This is a genomic window from Streptomyces kurssanovii (assembly GCF_040677245.1).
Lineage (GTDB): Bacteria > Actinomycetota > Actinomycetes > Streptomycetales > Streptomycetaceae > Streptomyces > Streptomyces kurssanovii.
Genome location: NZ_JBFAQK010000016.1, coordinates 13,932 through 40,637, shown reverse-complemented (window position 1 = coordinate 40,637; position 26,706 = coordinate 13,932). Strand labels below are relative to the sequence as shown.

The window sequence follows — 26,706 nt, the reverse complement described above, 5'->3', positions numbered from 1 at the left end:
CCAGCCGCGGACGGCCCGGACCTTGGGGGAAGAGTGCCCGTTCCCGACGACGCGCGTCTGCCGCTGACGGCGGCCCAGCTCGGCATCTGGTTCGCGCAGGCGCGGGACCCGCACAGTCCCGTGTTCAACACCGGCGAATACGTCGAACTCACCGGCGCCCTCGACGCCGACCGCTTCGAGGCGGCGCTGCGCGCCACCGTCGCCCGCACCGACGCGCTGCGGCTGCGCTTCCACACCGACGCCGAGGGAACCGTCACCCAGTCCGTCGCCGACGACGTCCCCTTCACCCTGCACCGCGTCGACGTCAGCGCCGAGGACGACCCCGCGGCCGCCGCCGACGCCTGGATGCGCGACGTCGTCGCCCGGCCCCTGGACGTGACCTGCGGCCGGCCCCTGTTCACCCAGGCGCTGTTCACCCTCGGCGCCGGCCGCCACCGCTGGTTCCAGCACGTGCACCACCTGCTCCTCGACGGGTACGGCTTCCGCCTCGTCGCCGAACGCGTCGCCGCCGCCTACCGCGGCGACGCCGAAACCGGCGACGACGACAGGGGCATCCGGGACCTGCTGGAGGCCGAGGCCGCCTGGCGCGCCTCCGACGCCTACGCGAAGGACCGCGCCCACTGGCTCGCCGCCCCCCGCCACACACCCGTCACCCTCGCCGGCACCACCGCCCCCGCCACGCCGGGCGCGCTGCGCCGCACCGCGTTCGCCGGACGCGACGTGCTCGCCGGACTCGACGCCGTGGCCCGCGCCGCGGACACCGGCCGGCAGGTTGCCTTCCCGGCCGCCGTCGCCGCCTACCTCCAGTGGCTGACGGGGGAGCGGACCATCACCCTCGGCATGCCGGTCACCGCCCGCCGCACCGCCGCCGCCCGCCGCGCGCCCGGCACCGTCGCCAACGTGCCCGCACTGCACGTCGAACCGCGCCCCGCCGCCACACTCGCCGAGCTGGTCGCCTCCGTGCGCGACGCCCTGGAACCGCTGCTGCGCCACCAGCGCTACCCGTACGAGGAGGCGCGCCGCGAGCTCGGCGCCGTCGGCGAACGCGCCTACGGCCCCGTCGTCAACGTCATGCCCTACGGGCGCGCCCTGGACTTCGGCGGCCCGGCGGCGTCCGCGCACCCGGTGTCGACCGGACCCGTGGAGGACCTGAAGTTCTCCGTGTACGAGGAGCCCGACGGCTCCGGCGCACGGATCGACCTCGAGGCCAACGCGGCCGTGTACGGCGAGAGCGAGACCGACGCCCATCTGGCGCGCTTCGTCCGCTTCCTGGGCGCCTTCGCCCAGGCGGGCCCGGACACGCCGCTCGGCCGGATCCACGCCGAGACCCCCACCGCGCCCGCCGCCGCGGCGCCCGCCACCGGCGGCCCCGCGCTGCACACCCTCTTCGCCGCCCGCGCCGCGGCCACCCCCCACGCGGTGGCCGTCAGCCACGACGGCGACCACCTCACCTACGCGCAGCTCGACGCCCGCGCCAACCGCCTCGCCCACCGGCTCGTCGAGCAGGGCGCCGGCCCCGAGCGGCTCGTCGCCCTCACCCTGCCGCGCTCCCTCGACCTGGTCGTCGCCCTGCTCGCGGTCCTCAAGTCCGGTGCCGCCTACCTGCCGCTGGACCCCGACTACCCGGCCGACCGGCTGGCCTGGATGCTCGAGGACGCGGACCCCGTCCTCGTCCTCGACCCGCAGTCGATGACCGAGGACCTCGCCGGCTACCCGGACACCGCCCCGCGCACCGCCGTGGACGGCGCCCACCCCGCCTACGTCATCTACACCTCCGGCTCCACCGGCCGCCCCAAGGGCGTCGTGATCCCGCACAGCAACGTGGTGCGCCTGTTCACCTCCACCGACCACTGGTTCGGCTTCGGCCCCGACGACGTGTGGACCCTCTTCCACTCCTACGCCTTCGACTTCTCCGTCTGGGAGATCTGGGGCGCCCTGCTGCACGGCGGCCGGCTCGTCGTCGTCCCGTACCACGTCAGCCGCTCGCCCGGAGACTTTCTCGACCTGCTGGCCCGCGAGAAGGTCACCGTCCTCAACCAGACACCGACCGCCTTCCACCAGCTCGACGCCGCCGACCGGGCCCGCACCCACGCCCCCGAACTGGCCCTGCGCTACGTCGTGTTCGGCGGCGAGGCCCTCGATGTGGCCCGCCTCGCCGACTGGTACGCCCGCCGCGGCACGGCCGCCCGCCTGGTCAACATGTACGGCATCACCGAGACCACCGTGCACGTCACGTACGCCCCTCTCGGCCCCGGCCACGCCGTCCCCGGCGCCCCCTCCCTGCTCGGCGGGCCCATCCCGGACCTGACCCCCCGCGTCCTGGACGCCGCCCTGCGGCCCGTGCCGCCCGGCTTCACCGGCGAGCTGTACGTCGCCGGGGCGGGCCTGGCCCGCGGCTACCTGGGCCGGCCCGCGCTGACCGCGCAGCGGTTCACCGCCGACCCGTACGGGGCGCCCGGCACCCGCATGTACCGCACCGGCGACCTGGTGCGCCACCTCGACGACGGCACCTTCGCCTACCTGGGACGCGGCGACGACCAGGTCAAGATCCGCGGCTTCCGCATCGAACTCGGCGAGATCGAGAACGTGCTCGCCACCCACCCCGGTGTCGCCCAGGCCGCCGTCGTCGTCCGCGAGGACCGGCCCGGCGACCGGCGGCTGGCCGCCTACGCCGTCCCCACCGACGGCGTCGAGCCCGACGTGGCCGGCTGGCGCGGCCTGCTGGCCGGGCAACTGCCCGCCCACAGCCTGCCCGCCTCCTTCACGCTCCTGGACGCGCTGCCGCTGACCGCCAACGGCAAACTCGACCGGGCGGCCCTGCCCGCACCGAGCACACCCGCCCCCGAGGCCGAAACCGAGGGCGAGGCGGCCGAGGCCGCCGACCCCGGCGAGGCGGCCCTGCGCCGCATCTTCGCCGACACCCTCGGCACCGGGCAGGTCGGCGCGGACAGCGACTTCTTCGCCCTCGGCGGCCACTCGCTGCTCGCCGGGCGCCTCATCGCCGCCGTACGCGACACCCTCGGCGCCGAGATCACCATCCAGGACCTCTTCGAGGCCCCCACCCCGGCCGGCCTCGCCGCCCGGGTGCGCACCGCCGCCACCGGCCGCCCGCCGCTCGTGCCCTGGGACCACGGCGACGGCCCCCGCCCCACCTCCTACGCCCAGCACCGCATGTGGGTGCTGCGCGAGGTCGAGGGCGCCGCGCCCACCTACAACATGCCGCTCGCGCTGCGCCTTTCGGGCACCTTGAACCGCACCGCGCTGCGCGCCGCCCTGTACGACGTCGTCGTCCGGCACGAGAGCCTGCGCACCGTCTACCCGCGCGGCGAGCACGGCGTCACCCCGAGGCTGCTGCCGGCCGAGCAGGCCCGCCCCTGGGTCATCGAGTCCCGCGTCGACGACGAGCAGCTCCCGGCCGCCCTGACGGCCGCCGCCCGCGAACCGTTCAACCTCGACTGCCAACTGCCGATACGGGCCCACCTGTTCACCCTGCCGGGCGGGGACAGCGTGCTGCTGCTGCTGATGCACCACGTCGCCGGCGACGGCTGGTCACTGCGCCCCCTGCTCGGCGACCTGTCCACCGCCTACGCCGCACGGCTCGCCGCCCGCGCCCCCGACTTCCCGCCGCTGCCCGTCAGCTACGCCGACTTCGCCGTGTGGCAGCGTGAGCTCCTCGGCGACGAGCGCGACCCCGACAGCCTCGCCGCCCGCCAGCTCGCCCACTGGGAGAGCACCCTGGCCGGCCTGCCCGACCAGCTCGAGCTGCCCGCCGACTTCCCCCGCCCGCCCGTCGCCGAACACCGCGGCGGCTCCGTGCCGCTCGCCGTACCGCCCGAACTGCACGCCCGGCTGGACACGTTCGCCCGCGCCCACGGCGCCACCTGCCACATGGTGCTGCAGGCCGCCCTCGCCGCCCTGCTCACCCGCCTCGGGGCCGGCACCGACATCCCCATCGGCTGCCCCACCGCCTCCCGCCCCGACAGCGCCCTCGACGACCTGGTGGGCTTCTTCGTCAACCCGGTCGTGCTGCGCGCCGACACCTCCGGCGATCCCACCTTCACCGAACTGCTGGCCCGGGTGCGCGCCACGGCGCTGGCCGCCTACGCCCACCAGGACGTGCCCTTCGACCGGGTCGTCGAACGCCTCCAGCCCGAGCGGTCCGCCGCCCGCCACCCCCTGTTCCAAGTGGTGCTCTCCTACCAGGACTTCGAGGCCAGGGCCCACCTGAAGGGGCTGGATGTACGGCGCGAGGACGTCGACTTCGGCGTCGCCAAGTTCGACCTCACCTTCAATCTCGTCGAACACCGCGGCGACGGCGAGGAGTTCGCCGGCATCGACGGCGACCTCGAGTACGACACCGCCCTGTACGAGCGGGCCACCGCCGAGGCGCTCACCGGCCGGCTGCTGCGGCTCCTCGACGCCGTCGTCACCGACCCGCAGGCGCCGGTCCACTCCCACGACCTCCTCGACGAGGCCGAACACGCCCGCCTGGCCGCCTTCAACGACACCGCCCGGCCCGTGCCGCGGGCCGGCCTCGCCGAACTCTTCACCGCCCAGGCCCGCCGCACCCCCGAAGCGGTCGCCGTCGTCGGCGACGACGGCACCGAACTCACCTACGCCGAACTCGACGCCCGCTCCGGCGCCCTCGCCCGCCGCCTCGCCGCCGCAGGCACCGGCCGCGAGTCGGCCGTCGCCGTCCTCCAGCAGCGCTCGGTGCACCTGGTCGTGTCACTGCTCGCCGTCCTCAAGGCGGGCGGTTTCTACGTGCCGCTCAACACCCGCTACCCGGCCGACCGGATGCGTCTGATCACCGCCGACGTCCGGGCCCGGGTCCTGCTCACCGACCGGGACACCGACACCGCCTACGAGTGCCGCTCCTGGGCGGGCGACGCCGACGTCCTGGTCGTCGACGAACTGCCCACCGGCGGCGAGCCGCTGCCCGTGGTGCCGGCGCACCCGCACCAGCTCGCCTACGTGATGTACACCTCCGGCTCCACCGGCAACCCCAAGGGCGTCGCCATCACCCACGGCGACGTCGCCGCCCTGGCCGCCGACACCTGCTGGCGCACCGGCAACCAGCAGCGGGTCCTGCTGCACTCCCCGTACTCCTTCGACACCTCCCAGTACGAGCTGTGGGTGCCGCTGCTGTCCGGGGGGACCGTCGTCGTCGCCCCGCCCGGCGACCTGGACACCCGCGCCCTCGAGCGGGCGATCGTCGACGGCGGCGTCACCGGCATGTGGCTCACCTCCGGCCTGTTCAACCTGCTCGCGGAGGAGAGCCCGCACTGCTTCACCGGCGTGCGGGAGGTGTGGACCGGAGGCGACGTCGTCTCCCCGGCCGCCGTCGCCCGGGTGCTGGCCGCCTCCCCGTCGACCATGGTCGCCGACGGCTACGGCCCCACCGAGACCACCACCTTCGCCACCCACCACTTCATGCGCGCACCGTGGCAGCAGGAGACCACCGTCCCCATCGGCACCCCCCTGGACAACACCACCTGCCACGTCCTGGACGACCGGCTGCGGCCCGTGCCGCCCGGCGTCACCGGCGAGCTGTACATCGGCGGCGCCGGCCTCGCCCGCGGCTACCTGGGCCGGCCGGACGCGACCGCCGAACGGTTCGTCGCCGACCCGCACGCCCCCGGCGAGCGCATGTACCGCACCGGCGACCTGGTGCGCCTGCGGCGCGACGGCGTCCTCACCTTCCTCGGCCGTGCCGACCACCAGGTCAAGGTCCGCGGCTTCCGCATCGAACTCGGCGAGATCGAGTCCGTCCTCGGCGCCCACCCCGGCGTCGCGCAGAGCGCCGTCCTCGTGCGCGAGGACCGGCCCGGCGACAAACGCCTCGTCGCCTACGTCGTCCCCGCGCCCGGCGCCACCGCCGACCCCGCCGTGCTGCGCCGGCACGTCGCCGCCGCGCTGCCCGACTACATGGTGCCCGCCGCGTTCGTCCCTCTCGACGCGCTGCCGCTGACCGGCAACGGCAAACTCGACCGCCGCGCCCTGCCCGTCCCCGACTTCGGTGCCGCCGACAGCGCCGGCCGCGCCCCGCGCACCCCCCGCGAGGAACTCCTCGCCGTGCTGTTCGCCGAGGTCCTCGGCATCGAGAAGGTCTCCATCGACGACAGCTTCTTCGACCGCGGCGGCGACAGCATCATGGTCATCCAGCTCGTCGGCCGCGCCCGGCGCGCCGGACTGCTGCTGAACGCCGCGCAGATCTTCGAGCACAAGACCGTCGCCCAGCTCGCCCCCGTCGCCGAGACGCTCGCCGACACCACCCGCGAGGAGACCGCCGCCGTCGCCGCGACCGGCGACGTGCCGCTCACCCCGATCATGCACTGGCTGCGCGAACGCGGCGGACCCGTCGACGCGTTCAGCCAGACGATGGCCGTCACCGTCCCCGCCCGCCTGGAGACGGCACGGCTCATGGCTGCCGTGCAGACCTTGATCGACCACCACGACGCACTGCGCGCGGCGTTCTCACGCGACGGCGACGGCGACGGCAATGGCGGCTGGACGATGCGGATCGAGGCGCCCGGCACCGTACGCGCCGAGGACTGGGTACGCCGCGTGGACGCCGCCGGCCTCGACGAGCAGGCCCTCGCCGCCCTGACCACGGCCGAGGCCGCGGCCGCCCGCGACCGTCTCGCGCCCTTCGCCGGCCGGGTCGGGCAGGCCGTCTGGCTCGACACCGGCCCCGACCGTCCCGGCCGCCTGCTGCTGACCCTGCACCACCTGATCGTCGACGGCGTCACCTGGCGCATCCTGCTCCCCGACCTGAAGGCCGCCTGGGAAGCCACCGCACCGGGCGCCGCGGCCCCCGCCCTGCCGCCCGTCACCACCTCCTTCCGGGCCTGGGCCCACCACCTCGAGCAGCAGGCCCGGCGTCCCGAGCGGGCCGCCGAACTGGCCCTGTGGACCGGGATGCTCGCGGCCGGCTGCCCACCGGTGACCGCGCAGCCGCTCGACAGCCGGCTCGACACCGCCGCCACCGCCCGCAGCCTCACCCTCACCCTCGAGGCCACCACCACCGCCGCGCTGCTGACCACCGCGCCCGCCGCGTTCAACGGCCGCGTCGACGACATCCTGCTCACCGCGTTCGCGCTCGCCGTCACCGACTGGCGACGGCGCCGCGGACTCGGCGACAGCGACGCCGTCCTGACCGACGTCGAAGGACACGGCCGCGAACCGGGCACCGGCGGCGCCGAACTCTCCCGCACCGTCGGCTGGTTCACCAGCCTCTACCCCGTCCGGCTCGCCCTGGGCGCCCTCGACGCGGCCGACGCCCTCACCGGCGGGCCCGCCGCGGGAACAGCCGTCAAACGCATCAAGGAAGCACTGCGGCAGATCCCCGACGGCGGAATCGGCCACGGCCTGCTGCGCCACCTGGACCCCCGCACCGGACGAAGCCTCGCCGCGCTCGCCCCGCACGGCACACCGCCGCTCGGCTTCAACTACCTGGGCCGTTTCCCCGCCCAGGGCGCCGGCACCCTGTGGACGGCCGCCCCCGACGCCGAGGCCATCGGCGACGGCACCGACCCCAGCCTGCCGCTCGCGCACGCCGTCGAGGTCAACGCCCTCACCCTCGACGAGCCCGCCGGGCCCCGCCTGACGGCCACCTGGACCTTCGCCGGCCGCCTCCTCGACGAGCCGGCCGTGCGCGACCTGGGCGAGACCTGGTTCCGCGCCCTGACCGCACTCGTCACTCATGCCGAACGCCCGGAGGCGGGCGGCATCACCCCCTCCGACCTGTCCCTGGTCCAGCTCAGCCAGGACCAGATCGACCAGCTCGAAGCCGCGTGGAAGGTTGCCCCATGACCCGGTCCGGACTCGCCGACGTCCTGCCCCTGTCCCCGCTCCAGGAAGGCCTGCTCTTCCAGGTCACCTACGGTGCCGAGACCCACGGCCCGGACGTCTACACCGTCCAGATGGTCTTCGAGCTGCGCGGCCCCCTCGACGAGGACGGCCTGCGGGCCGCCGCCGCGGCCCTGCTGCGCCGCCACCCCAACCTGCGCGCCGGGTTCTGGCAGCACAACGTCGAACGGCCCGTCCAGTTCGTGCCGAACGAGGTCCCGCTGCCCTGGCACACCCGCGACCTCACCGCCCTGGGCGAGAGCGACCGTGAGCGGGCCGTCGAGGAGTACGTCACGGCCGACCGTGCCGAACGCTTCGACCCGGGCGCCCCGCCGCTGATCCGCTTCGCCCTGCTCGCCCTCGCCGCCGAGCACCACAAACTCGTCCTGACCACCCACCACCTGCTCCTCGACGGCTGGTCGATGCCGCTGCTGGTACGCGAGCTGTTCACCCTCTACGGTCAGCGCGGCGACGACGCCGGCATGCCCCCCGTCACCCCCTACCGCGCCTACCTGGCCCACCTCGCCGGCCGCGACGACGACGCCGCCCGCGCCGCGTGGCGGGCCGCCCTCGAGGACCTGGAGGAGCCGAGCCTCGTCGCGGGCGCCGGAGCCGGCCGCGGCGCCGCCGACGGCTCCGCCCTGCCCGGCCAGATCTGGCACGAGACCGACGCTACGACCACCACGAAGCTCACCGCGCTGGCCCGCTCGTGCAACATCACCCTCAACACCCTGGTGCAGAGCGCCTGGGCACTGCTGCTGGGCCGGCAACTGGGCCGCGACGACGTCGTGTTCGGCGCGACCGTCGCCCACCGCCCGCCGGAGATCCCCGGCATCGAGTCGACCATCGGCATGTTCATCAACACCCTGCCGGTCCGCGTCCGCGTCCGGCCCGCCGAGACACTCGGCGACCTGCTCGGCCGGGTGCAGCGGGAACAGGCCGCCCTCATCGAGCACCGGCACCTGTCCCTCACCGAGATCCGCTCCGCCACCGGCACCGGTGACCTCTTCGACACCGTCGTCGTGTTCGAGAACTATCCCCTCGACCCGGCCGTCCTGCGCGCCGAGGCCCGCGGACTGCGCCTCGCCGGCTTCGAGGTCGCCGACGCCACCCACTACCCGCTGAGCCTGCTCGCCATCCCCGGCGACACCCTCCGCTTCCGCCTCGACCACCGGGGCGACGTCCTGGACGAGGCGGGCGCCCGGCTGCTGCTCCAGCGCCTCGACACGCTCCTCGCCGACATCGCCGAACACGGCGCCGGCCTGCCCGTCGGCCGCCTCGACCTGCTGTCCGCCGCAGAACGCCACCAGGTCCTCGAGGAGTTCAACACCACCGGCCGGCCCGCCCAGGAGGGCACCCTCGCCGCCCTCTTCGAGGCACAGGCCGCCGCCACCCCCGACACCCCCGCCCTCCTCGTGGGCGGCCGGTCACTGACCTACGCCGAACTCAACGCCCGCGCCAACCGGCTCGCCCGCCATCTGGTCACCCTCGGCGCCGGACCCGAACAGATCGTCGCCCTCAAGCTGGACCGCTCCCTCGACCTGTACGTGGCACTGCTCGCCGTCCTCAAGACCGGCGCCGCCTACCTGCCCGTCGACACCGCCTACCCGGCGCAGCGCATCGCGTTCATGATGGCCGACGCCCGCCCCGCCGTGGTCCTCACCAGCGAGGAGACCGGCCAGGACCTCAGCGGCTACGACGACACGGACCTCACCGACGCCGACCGCACCGCGCCGCTGCTGCCCGCCCACCCGGCGTACGTCATCTACACCTCCGGCTCCACCGGCACCCCCAAGGCCGTCGTCATGCCCGGCGCCGCCCTGGTCAACCTCCTGGCCTGGCACCGGCGCGAGATACCCGGCGAACAGGGCACCCCCGTCGCCCAGTTCACCACCATCGGCTTCGACGTCGCCTCCCAGGAGATCCTCGCCACCTGGCTGCACGGCAAGACCCTCGCCGTACCGTCGGAGGAGGTGCGCCGCAGCGCCGAACAGCTGGCCGCCTGGCTGGACGAACAGCACGTCGGCGAGGTGTACGCGCCGAACCTCGTCATCGAGGCCCTCGCGGAGGCCGCCGCCGAGGCGGGCCGCACCCTGCCCGCCCTGCGCCACATCGCCCAGGCCGGCGAGGCCCTCACCCTCACCCGCACCGTGCGCGAGTTCGCCGCCGCCGTGCCCGGCCGGCGCCTGCACAACCACTACGGGCCCGCAGAGACCCATGTGATGACCGGCACCGCCCTGCCCGAGGACCCGGCCGCCTGGAGCGAAACAGCCCCCATCGGCCGGCCCGTCGCCGGCGCCCGCGTCTACGTCCTGGACAGCGCGCTGCGCCCCGTCGCGCCGGGCGTCACCGGCGAGCTGTACCTGGCCGGCGCGGGCGTCTCCCGCGGCTACCTGCACCGCCCCGTGCTGACCGCCGAGCGCTTCGTCGCCGACCCCTACGCCCCCGAGCCCGGCGCCCGCATGTACCGCACCGGCGACCTGGGGCGCTGGAACACCGACGGCGAACTGGAGTTCGCCGGCCGCGCCGACCACCAGGTCAAGATCCGCGGCTTCCGCATCGAACCCGGCGAGATCGAGGCCGCCCTCACCGCCCACCCCGCCGTCGCCCGCGCCGCCGTCGTCGTCCGCGAGGACCGCCCCGGCGACAAACGTCTCGTCGCCTACGCCGTCCCCGCCGGCCCCGGCCTCGACACGGCCGCCGTGCGCAGCCGGCTGGCCCGCACCCTGCCCGACTTCATGGTGCCCGCCGCCATCGTCGCCCTGGACGCCCTGCCGCTGACCCCCAACGGCAAACTCGACCGGGCCGCCCTGCCCGCACCGCAGAACACCACCGCCCCCGCACGCACGCCGCGTTCACCGCGCGAGGAGATCCTCACCACCCTCTTCGCCGCCGTGCTGAAGCTGCCCCGGGTCGGCATCGACGACAACTTCTTCGACCTCGGCGGCCACTCGCTGCTCGCCACCCGCCTCATCTCCCGCATCCGCACCGTCCTGGGCGCCGAGATCACTTTGCGCGACCTGTTCGAGGCGCCCACCGTCGCCGGACTGGGGGAGCGGCTCGACCAGGCGTCCGGCGCCCGGCCCGCCCTCACCCCCGCGAAGCGCCCCGAGCGGCTCCCGCTGTCGCACGCCCAGCGCCGCCTGTGGTTCCTCGGCCGCCTCGACGGACCCAACAGCACCTACAACATCCCCCTCGCGCTGCGCCTGTCCGGCACCCTCGACACCGCCGCGCTGCGCGCCGCGCTCGCCGACCTCGTGGCCCGCCACGAAACCCTGCGCACCCGCTACCCCAGCCACGACGGCGAGCCCTACCAGCACATCGTGGCACCCCAGGACGCCACACCCGCCCTCACCATCGTCCACACCGAGGAGCACCGGCTCGCCGAGCAGCTCGCCGAGGCCACCGCACGGCCCTACGACCTCACCACCGAACTGCCGCTGCGCGCCACCCTGTTCCGCCTCGGCGAGGACGAGCACGTCCTGCTCCTGCTGCTGCACCACATCGCCGGCGACGGCTGGTCGCTCGCCCCCCTCACCCGCGACCTCGCCACCGCCTACGCCGCCCGCCGCGACGGCCACGCCCCCGGCTTCACGCCGCTGCCCGTCCAGTACGCCGACTACACCCTGTGGCAACGCGACCTCCTCGGCGACGCCGACGACCCCGACAGCCTCCAGGGCACCCAGCTCGCCCACTGGCGCAAGGCACTCGAGGGCCGGCCCGCGCAGCTGGAACTGCCCTGCGACCACCCCCGGCCCGCCGTCGCCACCCACCACGGCGCCACCGTGCCCTTCCACATCGACGCCGGCCTCCACGAGAAGCTGACCGCGCTCGCCAAGGCCTGCGACAGCAGCCTGTTCATGGTGCTCCAGGCCGCGTTCGCCGCCCTGCTGACCCGGCACGGCGCAGGCGAGGACATCCCCGTCGGCAGCCCCGTCGCCGGCCGCACCGACGACGCCCTCGACGACCTGGTGGGCTTCTTCGTCAACACCCTCGTCCTGCGCACCGACACCTCCGGCGACCCCACCTTCCGCGAACTCGTCGCACGGGTACGGCAGTTCGACCTCGCCGCCTACACGCACCAGGACCTGCCGTTCGAGAAGCTCGTCGAAGAGGTCAACCCCGAGCGTTCCCTGGCCCGCAACCCGCTCTTCCAGGTCGTCCTGGCACTGCAGTCGATGCCCGCCGCCGACCTGGCCCTGCCCGGCCTGGACGTGGCCGCGGAACCGGTCCGCGTCGGCTTCGCCAAGTTCGACCTCGGCCTCGCCGTCATCGAGGAGCACACCGCCGACGGCACCCGCGCCGGCATCCGCGGCGACTGGGAGTACAGCACCGAACTCTTCGAACGCGGCACGGTCGAAGCCCTCGGCAGCCGCCTGGTGCGCCTGCTGGACGCCGTCGCCGACGACCCGGAACGCACCATCGGCTCCGTCGACCTGCTGGACGCCGCCGAGCGCCACCGTCTCCTCGTCGGCCTCAACACCACCGACGGTCCGCTGCCCGACGAGCGCACCCTCACCGACCTGTTCGAACAGCAGGCCGCCGCCACCCCCGACGCCACCGCCCTGATCATGGGGGACCGGTCGCTGACCTACGCCGAACTCGACGCCCGCGCCAACCGGCTCGCCCGCCACCTGGTCACCCTCGGCGCCGGCCCGGAGCAGATCGTCGCCCTCCAACTGCCCCGCTCCCTCGACCTGGTCACCGCCGTCCTCGCGGTGTGGAAGTCCGGCGCCGCCTACCTGCCCGTCGACCCCGACTACCCGCCCGAGCGCATCGCCCACATGCGCGCCGACGCCCGCCCCGCCCTCGTCGTCGACGCCCTGCCCGACGACACCACCCTGGCGGCCTACGCCGACAGCGGCCTCACCGACGCCGACCGCAGCGCACCGCTGCTGCCCGCCCACCCGGCGTACGTCATCTACACCTCCGGCTCCACCGGAGCGCCCAAGGGCGTCGTCGTCGCCCACCGCTCACTCGCCGCGACCCTCCCCGCCCAGGCCGCCGCCTTCGGCCTGGGCACCCACAGCCGCGTCCTGAACTTCGCGTCCATCAGCTTCGACGCCGCCGTGTGGGAACTGACCTCCGCGCTGCTCACCGGCGCCGGACTCGTCCTGGCCGACGCCGACGACCTGCTGCCCGGCCCGTCGCTGGCCCGCCTCGTCCACGACCGGCACATCACCCTGATCGCCCTGCCGCCCTCCGCCCTGCCCGCCCTGCCCGACGGCGCCCTGCCGCCCGGCACCGACCTCATCGTCGCCGGCGACGCCACCGCCCCCGACCAGGCCGCCCGCTTCGCACCCGGCCGCCGCATGGTCAACGCCTACGGCCTCACCGAGACCACCGTGTGCGCCACCATGAGCGCCCCCGCCACCGGCGCCGCCGCCCCACCCATCGGCCGCCCCGTCGCCCACGCCCGCGTCTACGTCCTCGACGAGCGGCTGCGCCCCGTACCGCCCGGCGTCACCGGCGAGATGTACGTCTCCGGCGCCGGCGTCGCCCGCGGCTACCTGAACCGCCCCGCCCTGACCGCGCAGCGCTTCGTGCCCGACCCCTACGCCCTGCTGTTCGGCGAGACCGGCACCCGCATGTACCGCACCGGCGACCTGGCACGCCTGGACGCCGACGGCAACCTGCACTTCGCCGGCCGCGCCGACCAGCAGGTCAAGATCCGCGGCTTCCGCATCGAACCCGGCGAGATCGAGACCGTCCTGACCGGCCACCCGGCCGTCGCCGCCGGCGCCGTGATCGCCCGCGAGGACACCCCCGGCGACAAACAGCTCGTCGCCTACCTGACCCGCGACACCACCCACCGCGCCGCACCCGACCAGGACCACGGCACCGGCCAGGTCGACCGGTGGCAGCAGACCTACGACTCCCTCTACGAGGCCGAGCCCGGCCGCGCCTTCGGCGAGGACTTCTCCGGCTGGAACAGCAGCTACACCGCCGATGAGATCCCCCTGGAGGAGATGCGCGAGTGGCGCGCCGCCACCGTCGACCGCGTCCTCGCGCTGCGCCCCCGGCGGGTCCTGGAGATCGGCTGCGGCACCGGCCTGATCCTGTCCCAGATCGCCCCGCACACCGAGGAGTACCGGGGCACCGACCTCTCCCGCAGCGTCGTCGCCCGGCTCGAGGCCCACCTCGCCGCGCGCCCCGACCTGTCGGACAAGGTCACCGTGGACGCCCGCGCCGCACACGAGACGGACGACCTGCCCGAGGGCCACTTCGACACCATCGTCCTCAACTCCGTAGCCCAGTACTTCCCCGACGCCCGCTACCTCGCCGGCATCCTGCACCGGGCCGCCGAACTGCTGGCCCCCGGCGGCACGATCTTCCTCGGCGACATCCGCAACCTGCGCACCCTGCACGCCTTCCGCACCGCCGTCGAACTGCGCCGCGCCGGCGCCTTCGCCGACCCCGCGGCCGTGCGCCGCGCCGTCGACCAGTCACTGGCCACGGAGAAGGAACTCCTGCTCGACCCGGACTTCTTCACCGACCTCGTCGCCCGCGACCCGCACCTGACCCACGCCGACATCACCCTGCGCACGGCCGCCCACCACAACGAGATGAGCCGCCACCGCTACGACGTCACCCTGCACCGCGGCGGCGAGCTCCCCGCAACGGCCGGGACCACCCTGCGCTGGGGCACCGACCTCGACACCGCCGGCGAACTCGCCCGCATCCTCGCCGGCCCGCGGCCGGTGCGCGTCACCGGCATCCCCAACGCCCGCCTCACCGCCGAGACCCGGGCCGCACACGCACTCGAGCGTGGGTCCGCGGCCGACGCCTGCGCCCTGCTGGAAGGCCCCGCACCGGCCGGCGCCCTCGACCCCCACGACGTGTACGCGCTGGGCGCCGTGTGCACCTGGGGCCAGGACGACGACACCTTCGACGCCTACGCCGGCGACGGCACCGCCTACCGCCCCCGCACCGGCCGGCGAGGACCGCTCGCCAACGACCCCGCCCGCGCCGAGCAGGACGCCGCCCTCGTCGGCGAACTGCGCGACCTCGTCGCCCAGCGGCTGCCCGCCCACATGGCGCCCGCCGCCTACGTCCTGCTCGACAGCCTGCCGCTGAGCGCCAACGGCAAACTCGACCGCGACGCGCTGCCCGCCCCCGACCGCGGCGACGAGGCCGCAGGACAAGCGCCCCGCACCCGCCGCGAGGAGATCCTGTCCACCCTGTTCGCCGAGGTGCTGGGCCTGCCGGCGGTCGGCATCGACCGCAGCTTCTTCGACCTCGGCGGCCACTCGCTGCTCGCGACCCGGCTGCTGAGCCGCATCCGCAGCGTCCTGGGCGCCGAACTCGCCGTCCGCGACCTGTTCCAGGCGCCGACCGTCGCCGCGCTCGCCGAACGCGTCGACGGCGCCCAGGAGGCCCGCCCGCCGCTCACCGCCCGCACCCGCCCCGCCGAGGTGCCGCTGTCCTTCGCCCAGTACCGGCTGTGGTTCCTGCACCGCATGGAGGGCCCCGGCCCCACCTACAACATCCCCATGAGCCTGCGCCTGACCGGGCACCTGGACACCGCCGCCCTGCGCGCCGCACTCGCCGACGTCACCGCCCGCCACGAAGCGCTGCGCACCGTCTACCCCGAGACCGGCGGCATCCCGCGCCAGCACGTCCTGCACGACGTCCGCCCCCACTTCGAGACCGCCGACACCACCGCACACACCCTCGAGGCGGACCTCACGCACGCTGCCCGCCGCGGCTTCGAACTCGCCCACGAACTGCCGCTGCGCGCCACCCTGTTCCGCCTCGCCGACGACGAGCACGTCCTGCTGCTGCTGATGCACCACATCGCCGGCGACGGCTGGTCCTGGCCGCCGCTCGCCCGCGACCTCGGCGAGGCGTACGCGGCCCGCCTGGCCGGCCGCGCCCCCGACCTGCCACCGCTGCCCGTCCAGTACGCCGACTACGCGCTGTGGCAGCGCGACCTCCTCGGCGACGAGGACGACCCCACCAGCCGCCACGCCCGCCAACTGGCGTACTGGGCCGACGCCCTCGACGCCCTCCCCGAGGAACTGCCGCTGCCCTGCGACCGGCCCCGGCCCGCCGTCGCCACCCACCGCGGCGACACCGTGCCGTTCTCGATCGGCCCCGACCTGCACCAGCGGCTCAACGCGCTCGCCACCGACGGCCGGGCCAGCCTGTTCATGGTGCTCCAGGCCGCGTTCGCCGCCCTGCTGACCCGGCACGGCGCAGGCGAGGACATCCCCCTCGGCAGCCCCATCGCCGGCCGCACCGACGACGCCCTCGAAGACCTGGTGGGCTTCTTCGTCAACACCCTCGTCCTGCGCACCGACACCTCCGGCGACCCCACCTTCCGCGAACTCCTGAAGCGCGTACGCGAGTCGGACCTCGCCGCCTACGCCCACCAGGACGTCCCCTTCGAGAAGCTCGTCGAGAAGCTGCGCCCCGAACGCTCCCTGTCCCGCCACCCCCTCTTCCAGGTCATGCTCGCCTTCCAGAACAGCGGCGAGGCCCGCCTCGCCCTGCCCGGCCTCGACGCCCGGGCCCTGCCCGTCGGCGTCGGCGTCGCCAAGTTCGACCTGCACCTGAGCATGGTCGAACTCCGCGCCGGCGACGGCCGGCCCGGCGGCATCCAGGCCGCCCTGGAATACGCCACCGACCTGTTCGACCGCACCACCGCCCAGGCGCTCGTCGACCGGCTGCTGCGGCTCCTGGCCGCCGTCACCGACGACCCCGACACCACCGTCGGCCGCGTCGAACTCCTCGACCCCGCCGAACGCCACCGCGTCCTTCAGGACTGGAACACCACCCACGGCAGCGACAGCGCCGCCCGCACACCCGTCACCGAACTCCTCGAACGCCAGGCGGCCCGCACCCCCGACGCCGTGGCCCTGGTCCACGACGACGGCCGGCTCACCTACGCCGAACTCCACGCCCGCGCCAACCGGCTCGCCCGCCACCTCCTCACCCTCGGCGCCGGACCCGAACAGATCGTCGCCCTGCGCATGCCGCGCTCCCTCGACCTGTACGTGGCGCTGCTCGCCGTCCTCAAGACCGGCGCCGCCTACCTGCCCGTCGACATCTCCTACCCGGCGCAGCGCATCGCGTTCATGATCGACGACGCCCGCCCGGTGACCGTCCTGGACCGCCTGCCCGACGACCTGAGCGCCTACGCCGACACCGCCCTCACCGACGCCGACCGCACCACGCCGCTGCGGCCCGAACACCCCGCGTACGTCATCCACACCTCCGGCTCCACCGGCACCCCCAAGGCCGTCGTCATGCCCCACGCCGGCCTGGCCAACCTGCTGACCTGGCACGCCCGCCGCTTCCCCGGCGGCACCGGGACGCGCACCGCCCAGTTCACCGCCATCGGCTTCGACTTCTCGGTGCAGGAGATCCTCTCCCCGCTCATGACGGGCAAGACCCTCGCCGTCCCCTCCGAAGAGGTCCGCCACAGCGCCGAACTGCTGGCCGGCTGGCTCGAGACACAGCAGATCAACGAACTGTTCGCACCGAACCTCGTCATCGAGGCCCTCGCCCAGGCCGCCGCGGAAACCGGCCGCACCCTGCCGGACCTCACCGACATCCTCCAGGGCGGCGAGGCCCTCGCCCCCACCGAACGGGTACGCGCCTTCACCGCCGCCGTACCCGGCCGGCGCCTGCACAACGTGTACGGCCCCGCGGAGACCCACGCCGTCACCACCCACACCCTGGCCGCCGACCCCGCCGACTGGCCTTCTTCCGCACCCATCGGCCGGCCCGTCGACCACGACCGCGTGTACGTCCTGGACAGCGCGCTGCGCCCGGTGCCGCCGGACGTCACCGGCGAGCTGTACCTGGCCGGCGCCGGAGTCGCCCGCGGCTACCTGCACCGCCCGCGCACCACCGCGGAACGCTTCGTCGCCGACCCCTACGCACCCGAGCCCGGCGCCCGCATGTACCGCACCGGCGACCTGGGGCGCTGGAACACCCGGGGGGAGCTGGAGTTCGCCGGCCGCGCCGACCACCAGGTCAAGATCCGCGGCTTCCGCGTGGAGCCCGGCGAGGTCGAGGCCGCCCTCACCGCCCACCCCCACATCACCCAGGCCGCGGTCCTCCCGCACGCCGACCGCCTCGTCGCCTACGTGGTCACCGCCAAGGACCGCGACCTGACCGGCGTACGCGAGCACCTGGCCGCCCGCCTGCCCGACTTCATGGTCCCCACCGCCTACGTCACCCTCGAGGCGCTGCCGCTCACCGTGAACGGCAAACTCGACCGGGCCGCCCTGCCCGCACCGGACGCCCCCGCCGCCGGACGCGCCCCGCGCACCGCACGCGAGGAGATCCTGTGCGGCCTGTTCGCCGAGGTGCTGGGCACCGAACGGGCCGGCATCGACGACAACTTCTTCGACCTCGGCGGCCACTCCCTGCTCGCCACCCGCCTCATCTCCCGCATCCGCACCGCCCTGGGCGCCGAGATCACCCTGCGCGACCTGTTCGAGGCGCCCACCGTCGCCGGACTGGGGGAGCGGCTCGGGGAAACGTCGGGACACCGCCCCGCCCTCACCCCCACCAAGCGCCCCGAGCGGCTCCCGCTGTCCTACGCCCAGCGCCGCCTGTGGTTCCTCGGCCGCCTCACCGGCGACGACCCCGGCTACAACATGCCCGTCGGCCTGCGCCTGTCCGGCACCCTCGACCACAGCGCCCTGACCGCCGCGCTCGCCGACCTCGCCACCCGCCACGAAACCCTGCGCACCGTCTTCCCCGAAGGCGACGACGGCACCCCCCACCAGCTCGTCCTCGACCCCGCCGCCGCCCGCCCCGCCCTGCACCTGCGCGACACCACGGAAGGCGACCTCGCCGCCGAACTGGCCACCGCCGCCCGCCACTCCTTCGACCTCACCGCCGAACCGCCGCTGCGCACCACCTTGTTCCGCCTCGGCGAGGACGAGCACGTCCTGCTCCTGCTGCTGCACCACATCGCCGGCGACGGCTGGTCGCTCGCCCCCCTCGCCCGCGACCTGGTCACCGCCTACGCCGCCCGCCGCGACGGCCACACCCCGCACTTCCCGCCGCTGCCCGTCCAGTACGCCGACTACACCCTGTGGCAGCACGACCTCCTCGGCGACGAGACGGACCCCGACAGCCTCATCAGTCGGCAGAGCGCTCACTGGAAGGACGCCCTCGCCGGACTGCCCGAGGAGATCCAGCTCCCCGCCGACCGGCCCCGGCCCGCCACCCCCGCACACCGCGGCGAAGCCGTCTTCCGCACCCTCGACGCCGACCTGCACCGCGAGCTGCTGCACCTCGCCCGCACCGGCGGCGCCAGCCTCTTCATGGTGCTCCAGGCCGCCGTCGGCGCCGTGCTCACCCGGCACGGCGCGGGCACCGACATCCCCCTCGGCAGCCCCATCGCCGGCCGCACCGACGACGCCCTCGAGGACCTGGTGGGCTTCTTCGTCAACACCCTCGTCCTGCGCACCGACACCTCCGGCAACCCCACCTTCCGCGAACTCCTCGACCGGGTACGGGAATTCGACCTCGCCGCCTACGCCCACCAGGACGTGCCCTTCGAGAAACTCGTCGAGGACGCGGCACCCGGCCGCTCCCTGTCCCGCCACCCGCTCTTCCAGGTCCTGCTGGCCCTGCAGAACACCCCGGAAGCCGTCCTCGAACTGCCCGGCCTCACCGCCCGCCCCGAAGTCGTCACCCTCGGCGCCGCCAAGTTCGACCTCACCTTCAACCTGGCCGAACGGCACGGCCCCGACGGCGAACCGCACGGCATCGACGCCGTCCTCGAATACAGCACCGACCTGTTCGACCGGGCCACCGCCGAAGCACTCACCGACCGGCTCATCACCTTCCTGCGGGCCGTCGCCGCCGACCCCGGCCGCACCATCGCCGACGTGCCGATCCTCGGCGCCGACGACCACCGGCGCGTCCTCACCGGCTGGAACGACACCGACCACCCCCGCGGCCGGCGCACCGCCGACGCCTGCCTGCCCCGCCGCATCACCGAACAGGCCGCCCGCACCCCGCACACCGTCGCCGTCACCGAAGCCGGCGGCACCTGGCTCACCTACAGCGAACTCGACACCCGCGCCAACCGGCTGGCCCGCCACCTGATCCGCCACGGCGTCACCCCGGAGACCCGCGTCGCCGTCCTCGCCGAACGCTCCGCCCAGCTCGTCGTCACCACCCTCGCGATCCTCAAGACCGGCGGCGTGTACGTGCCCCTGCACACCGGCTACCCCGTCGACCGGATGCGGCACGTCCTCGCCGACACCGAAGCGGCCCTGCTGCTCACCGACACCCACCACGCCGCCACCGCCGCCCGGCTGGACACCCCCACTCTCACCGTCGACGGGTCCGCCGCGGACGGCGAGCAGGACACCACGGCCCCGGACGTCACCGTGCGGCCCGACCAGCTCGCCTACATCATGTTCACCTCCGGCTCGACCGGCATCCCCAAGGGCATCGGCATCACCCACCGCGACGCCATCGCCCTGGCCGCCGACCGCTGCTGGGACCTGGACACCGGCTCACGCGTCCTCATGCACTCCCCGTACGCCTTCGACATCTCCACCTACGAACTGTTCGCCCCCCTGCTGGCCGGCGGCCGGATCGTCGTCGCACCCCGCGGCGGCATCGACGCGGCCGTCCTGCGGCGCACCCTCGCCGACCACGGCGTCACCTCGCTGCTGCTGACCGCCGGCCTGCTCGGCGTGATCGCCGACGAGGCCCCGGAGGTGTTCACCGGCGTCAAGGACGTGTGGACCGGCGGCGACGTCGTCTCGCCCACCGCCGTGCGCCGGATCCTCCAAGCCTGCCCCGGCACCGTCGTCAAGACCCTCTACGGGCCCACGGAGACCACCCTGGGCTGCACCTGGCTACCGTTCACCGACCCCGGCCAGGTCCCGCCCGCCGTCCCCATCGGCCGGCCGCTGGACAACACCCGCGCCTACGTCCTCGACGAACGGCTGCGGCCCGTACCGCCCGGCGTCACCGGCGAGCTGTACATCGCCGGCGCCGGCCTCGCCCGCGGCTACTGGGCCCAGAGCGCCCGCACCGCGGAACGCTTCACCGCCGACCCGCACGCCCACCTGTTCGGCGACACCGGCGGCCGCATGTACCGCACCGGCGACCTCGCCCGCCGCGACGCCGACGGCGTCCTCCACTTCTGCGGCCGCGCCGACCAGCAGGTCAAGATCCGCGGCTTCCGCGTCGAACCCGGCGAGATCGAGACCGCGCTGGCCGCCCACCCCGACGTCACCCGCGCCGCCGTCGTCGCCCGCCCCGGCCGGGCCGGCGACAAGGTCCTCGTCGCCTACCTCGTCACCGCCCCCGACGCGGGCGACACCACCGCGGAACAACTGCGCGCCGGCCTCGAGACCCAACTGCCCGACTACATGGTCCCCGCCGCGTTCGTCCCGCTGCCCGCCCTGCCCGTCACCCCCAACGGCAAACTCGACCGCGACGCACTGCCCGAACCCGACTGGCGCGGCGGCGCCGGACGCCCGCCCCGCGGCCCCCGCGAGGAGATCCTGTGCGGCCTGTTCGCCGAAGTCCTCGGCGCCCCCAGGGTCGGCACCGACGACAACTTCTTCGAACTCGGCGGCCACTCCATGCTCGCCACCCGCCTCGTCGGCCGCGTCAAGACCGTCCTCGGCGCCGACATCGGCGTACGGACCCTCTTCGAAGCGCCGACCGTCGCCGCCCTCGCCGCCCGCATCGACGGCGCCGACACCGGCCACGACCCGTTCGGCGTGGTCCTGCCGCTGCGCACCGGAGGCAGCCGCACCCCCCTGTTCTGCGTCCACCCCGCCGGCGGCTTCGGCTGGGTCTACTCCGCACTGCTGCGCCACACCGACCGCGAACAGCCCCTGTACGCCCTGCAGGCACGCGGCCTGGCCCGCCAGGAGCCACTGCCCGACGACATCGACGCGATGGCCCGCGACTACGCCGAACAGATCCGCAAGACGGTGCCCGAGGGCCCCTACGAGATCCTCGGCTGGTCCTTCGGCGGCCTGGTCGCCCACGCCGTCGCCGCCCGCCTGCAGGCCGAAGGCGCCGAAGTGAGCCTGCTGGCCGTCCTCGACGGCTACCCCGACGCCTACGACGGCACCGAGCACGAGGTCGGCGAGGAACAGGTCCTGGCGATCCTCCTCAACGCCGCCGGCATCGACCGGGCCGAGGCCTTCGGCGACGCCCCCCTCCAACGGGCCGCCGTGCTCGAGGCGCTGCGCGGCAGCGGCAGCGCCCTGGGCAACCTCGACGACGACGCGGTCGGCCGCATGGTCACCGTCTTCCTCAACAACACGCGCCTCATCCAGAACTTCCGGCCCCAGCAGTACACCGGCGACATGGTGTTCTTCGCCGCCGCAGCCGGCCACCACGACCCGGCGCTCACCCCCGGCAACTGGAGCCCCTACGTCACCGGCCGGATCGAGGAGCACCACCTGGACACCGACCACGCCGGCCTGGCCCGGCCCGAGGCCCTGGGCGCCGTCGCCCGGACGCTGGCACAGCGCGACACGCCGCAGGCCGGCCACTGAACGATCGGAGACACACCGTGCGCACACCGACCCTCGCCGCCGAGGCCCCGGCGACCGACGCCGCCCCCGCCGTCCTCCTGCGTGCCCTGCCGGCCCGGCCACCCGCCCTGACCGGCGAGTTCACCAAGGACCGGGCGGCCGTCACCGCCTACCTCGACACCACCATGCGGCTCATCGCCGACCTGCCATCGCGCACCGAACGCGACCTTGACCAGCAGCGCGACGCGGCCGCCGCCCACGACGGCGCCCACACCCTGCGCCACCGCTTCCTGGCCACCCACGCCGAACGGGTCTACGCCGAACTCACCGACGGCCTCACCCGCACCCCGCGCCTCGACGAACTGACCGCCCTCGCCGCCCGCCACTTCCCCGGCCTGGTCCCCACCCCCGCCCAACTCGCCGACGACGCCCGCCACATGCAGCGCAACAAGGAAGGCTGGGAGATCGCCGTCGGCATCTTCTTCCAGGCCGTCCTCAGCGCCCCCACCGCCGGCAACCACCTGCTGCGCTCCATGCTGCGCCCCACCCCCCGCGCCCGGGCCGCCCTGCTCGACTACCAGCTCACCGGCCACGCCGACCTGGGCATCGCCACCGTCACCCGCCGCGACGGCATCGCCCACCTCGAACTGTGCAACGACGAGTTCCTCAACGCCGAGGACGACGCCGCCGTCGAAGCCCTGGAGACCGGCTGCGACCTGGTGCTCCTGGACCCCGCCAGCCACGTCGGCGTCCTGCGCGGCGCCGCCCAGACCCACCCCGCCCACGCCGGCCGCCGCGTCTTCAGCGCCGGCATCAACCTCACCCACCTCTACCACGGCGACATCTCCCTCCTCGGCTTCCTGCTCCGCCGCGAAGCCGGCTACATCGCCAAGTTCGTCCGCGGCCTGTACCTCGACGACGCCACGGGCGGCAGCGGCGACCACTGGTGGCCCGACGCCGACAAGCCCTGGATCGGCGCCGTCGACGCCTTCGCCATCGGCGGCGGCCTGCAGATCCTGCCCGTCATGGACCGCGTCGTCGCCGCCGACGACGCCTGGTTCAGCCTCCCCGCCATGGAAGAGGGACTGGTGCCCGGCGTGTCCAACCTGCGCCTGCTGCACCCGGCCGGCTCCCGCCTCACCCGCCGCCTCGTCTTCTGGGGCCACAAGCTGAGCGCAGGCGACCCGGAAGCGTCCTTCCTCGTCGACGAGACGGCCCCCGCCGACACCATGGACAGCGCCGTCGAACGCGCCGCCCAGCACCTCGACCACCCCGCCGTCGGCGCCAACCGGCGCATGCTCAACCTCGTCGAGGAACCCGCCGACCTCTTCCGCCGCTACCTCGCCCGCTACGCCTACGAACAGGCCCGCCTGCTGCACAGCCCCGCCCTCATCACCACCCTGGAACGCACCTGGATCAACCGAGGCCGCGGCGGATCCCGATGACCGTGCTCGACGCCCCCACCGCCCCGCCGACCGCCGCACCGACCGGCCCGCCGCTGCCCGCCGACACCGCGCTCGCCCTCTACCGGGCCATGGTCACCGGCCGCGCCTTCGACCGGCAGGCCACCGCCTTCACCCGGCAGGGCCGCCTCGCCGTCTACCCCTCCTCCCGCGGCCAGGAAGCCTGCCAGACCGCGTCCGTGCTCGCCCTGCGCCCCACCGACTGGCTCTTCCCCACCTACCGCGAGAGCGTCGCCCTGCTCACCCGCGGCATCGACCCGGTGGAGGTCCTGACCCTCTTCCGCGGCGACCGCCACTGCGGCTACGACCCGCACGCCCACCGCACCGCCCCCCAGTGCACCCCGCTGGCCACCCAGTGCCTGCACGCCGCCGGACTCGCCGACGCCGCCCGCATGCGCGGCCACGACACCGTCGCCCTCGCCTACATCGGCGACGGCGCCACCAGCGAGGGCGACTTCCACGAAGCCGTCAACTACGCGGCCGTACGCCGCGCACCCGTCGTCTTCCTGATCCAGAACAACCAGTACGCGATCAGCGTCCCGCTCGCCAAACAGACCGCCGCCCGCACCCTCGCCGACAAGGCCGCCGGCTACGGCGCGGCCGGCGAGCGCATCGACGGCAACGACGCCGCGGCCGTCCACACCGCCGTCGCCCGGGCCGCGCACCGCGCCCGCACCGGCGGCGGCCCCACCGTCCTCGAAGCCCTCACCTACCGCATCGAGGCGCACACCAACGCCGACGACGACACCCGCTACCGCAGCGCCGAGGAGGTCGCCGCCTGGGCCGGCAAGGACCCCGTCGCCCGCCTGGAACACCGGCTCCTGACCGACGGCGTCCTCGACGAGGACACGATCACCGGCATCACCCGCGACGCGCAGGAACTCACCGCCCGCCTGCGCCGCACCTTCGCCTCCCCGCCCCGGCGCGACCCGGCCGAGATGTTCCAGCACGTCTACCACCAGCCGCCGCCCCACCTCAGGGCCCAGGCCGCGCTGCTCGCCGCGGAGACGGCCACCACGGCCGCCGCGGGGGAGGACGCCTGATGCCCACCGACACCACCCCCGCCACCGCCGACGCCACCGGCACCGTCACCATGGCCAAAGCCCTCAACACGGCCCTGCGCGACGCCCTGCGCGCCGACGAGAACACCCTCGTCTTCGGCGAGGACGTCGGCACCCTCGGCGGCGTCTTCCGCGTCACCGACGGCCTCGCCCGCGAATTCGGCGACGACCGCTGCTTCGACACCCCGCTCGCCGAATCCGCCATCATCGGCACCGCCGTCGGCATGGCCATGTACGGCTACCGGCCCGTCGTCGAGATGCAGTTCGACGCCTTCGCCTACCCCGCCTTCGAACAACTCGTCAGCCACGTGGCCAAGTTCCGCGCCCGCACCCGCGGCGCACTGCCACTGCCCCTGACCGTCCGCATCCCCTACGGCGGCGGCATCGGGGGAGTGGAACACCACAGCGACTCCTCCGAGATCTACTACATGGCCACCCCCGGCCTCACCGTCGTCACCCCCGCCACCGTCGCCGACGCCTACTCCCTGCTGCGCCGCTCCATCGACTGGCCCGACCCCGTGGTCTTCCTCGAACCCAAACGCCTTTACTGGCACAAGGAGAAGACCGGCCTGCCCACCGACACCGGCCCGCTCGGCTGGGCCGCCGTCCGCCGCCGCGGCACCGACGCCACCCTCGTCACCTACGGCCCCGCCCTGCCCGCCGCCCTCGCCGCCGCGGAGGCCGCCGCCCAGAGCGGCCTGAGCCTGGAGGTCATCGACCTGCGCACCCTCGCCCCCTTCGACGAGGAGACCGTCAGCGCCAGCGTCAACCGCACCGGCCGCGCCGTCGTCGTCCACGAGGCCCACGGATTCGCCGGCCCCGGCGCCGAGATCGCCGCCCGCATCACCGAACGCTGCTTCTACCACCTCGAAGCACCCGTCCGCCGCGTCACCGGCTTCGACGTGCCCTACCCCGCACCCCTCCTCGAGGCCCACTACCTGCCCGACGTCCACCGCATCCTGGACGCCGTCGCCACCCTGGAGTGGCCCGCCCGCCGGACGGCCGCCCTATGAACACCCGCACCGCCGCCCCCTGGTACCGCAGCCCCGACCCCCGCCCCGGCGCGGCCCTGCGGCTGCTGTGCTTCCCGCACGGCGGCGGCACCACCGCCGCCTACCACCACTGGCCCGCCCTGCTGCCCGACACCGTCGAACTGCACGCCGCCCAGTACCCCGGCCACGCCGACCGCATCACCGAACCCCTCCAGCACGACCTGCACACCCTCGCCGACCAGGCCGCCGCAGCCGCCCGCCCCCTGACCCACGGGCCCTACGCCCTCTACGGCCACAGCCTCGGCGCACTCGTCGCCTACGAGACCGCGCTGCGCCTCCAGGCCGCCGGAAGCCCACCGCAGCGCCTCGTCGTCTCCGGCATGCCCGCACCCCACCTCGTACGCCCCGGCGCCGTCCACCGCGCCGGCGACAGCGCCCTCATCGCCGAACTGCGCCGCCTGGACGGCTTCCCCGACGAACTCCTCGCCCACCCGGACATGCTCGACATCGTGCTGCGCACCGCCCGCGCCGACTACGCGCTCGCCGAGACCTACCGCCCGCGCCCCGGCGCCCTCCTGCACACCCCGCTGACCGTGCACCGCGCCACCGGCGACCCGGAGCTGACCGCCGCGGAAGCGGCCGGCTGGAGCGCCGCCACCACCGGGCCCGTCCGCGAACAGACCTTCCCCGGCGGCCACTTCCACCTCGCCCACGAGCCGGCACCCGTCCTGCTCGACCTCACCGCCGACCTCACGACCGACCTATCCGCCCACCTCGTCAGCGGCACGTCAGCCCGCCGACAGCCGTCCCCGCCAGCCTGAACGGGGACCACCGCATTCCTACCGTCGCCGAA

General features: G+C 74.7%; 6 protein-coding genes. All 6 read left to right on the top strand.

The features are described from left to right. Window positions 1–33: 33 nt before the first annotated feature. From AB0K36_RS14325 to AB0K36_RS14300, 6 genes are read left to right on the top strand one after another with little or no spacing between them, the layout of a single operon-like run. On the top strand, window positions 34–7,815 hold the full coding sequence (locus tag AB0K36_RS14325; RefSeq protein ID WP_364593078.1) for a non-ribosomal peptide synthetase: 7,782 nt from the start codon (window positions 34–36) through the stop codon (window positions 7,813–7,815). After that, entirely contained in the window at window positions 7,812–22,358 is a 14,547-nt protein-coding gene (locus AB0K36_RS14320) for a non-ribosomal peptide synthetase (protein ID WP_364593075.1), read from the top strand. Before AB0K36_RS14325 ends, AB0K36_RS14320 begins: the two co-directional genes overlap by 4 nt. A 17-nt stretch (window positions 22,359–22,375) precedes the next feature. Continuing rightward, window positions 22,376–23,782 (top strand): enoyl-CoA hydratase/isomerase family protein, encoded by a 1,407-nt coding sequence (locus AB0K36_RS14315; protein ID WP_364593072.1) that lies wholly within the window; start codon window positions 22,376–22,378, stop codon window positions 23,780–23,782. Beyond that, window positions 23,779–24,843 carry a thiamine pyrophosphate-dependent enzyme gene (locus tag AB0K36_RS14310; RefSeq protein WP_364593069.1) on the top strand — a complete coding sequence of 355 codons (1,065 nt, stop codon included), beginning with the start codon at window positions 23,779–23,781 and terminating at the stop codon, window positions 24,841–24,843. The genes AB0K36_RS14315 and AB0K36_RS14310 overlap by 4 nt, the downstream gene beginning before the upstream one ends. Continuing rightward, on the top strand, window positions 24,843–25,874 hold the full coding sequence (locus AB0K36_RS14305; protein WP_364593066.1) for an alpha-ketoacid dehydrogenase subunit beta: 1,032 nt from the start codon (window positions 24,843–24,845) through the stop codon (window positions 25,872–25,874). The genes AB0K36_RS14310 and AB0K36_RS14305 overlap by 1 nt, the downstream gene beginning before the upstream one ends. Continuing rightward, entirely contained in the window at window positions 25,871–26,674 is an 804-nt protein-coding gene (locus tag AB0K36_RS14300) for a thioesterase II family protein (RefSeq protein WP_364593063.1), read from the top strand. Before AB0K36_RS14305 ends, AB0K36_RS14300 begins: the two co-directional genes overlap by 4 nt. Window positions 26,675–26,706 lie beyond the last annotated feature (32 nt).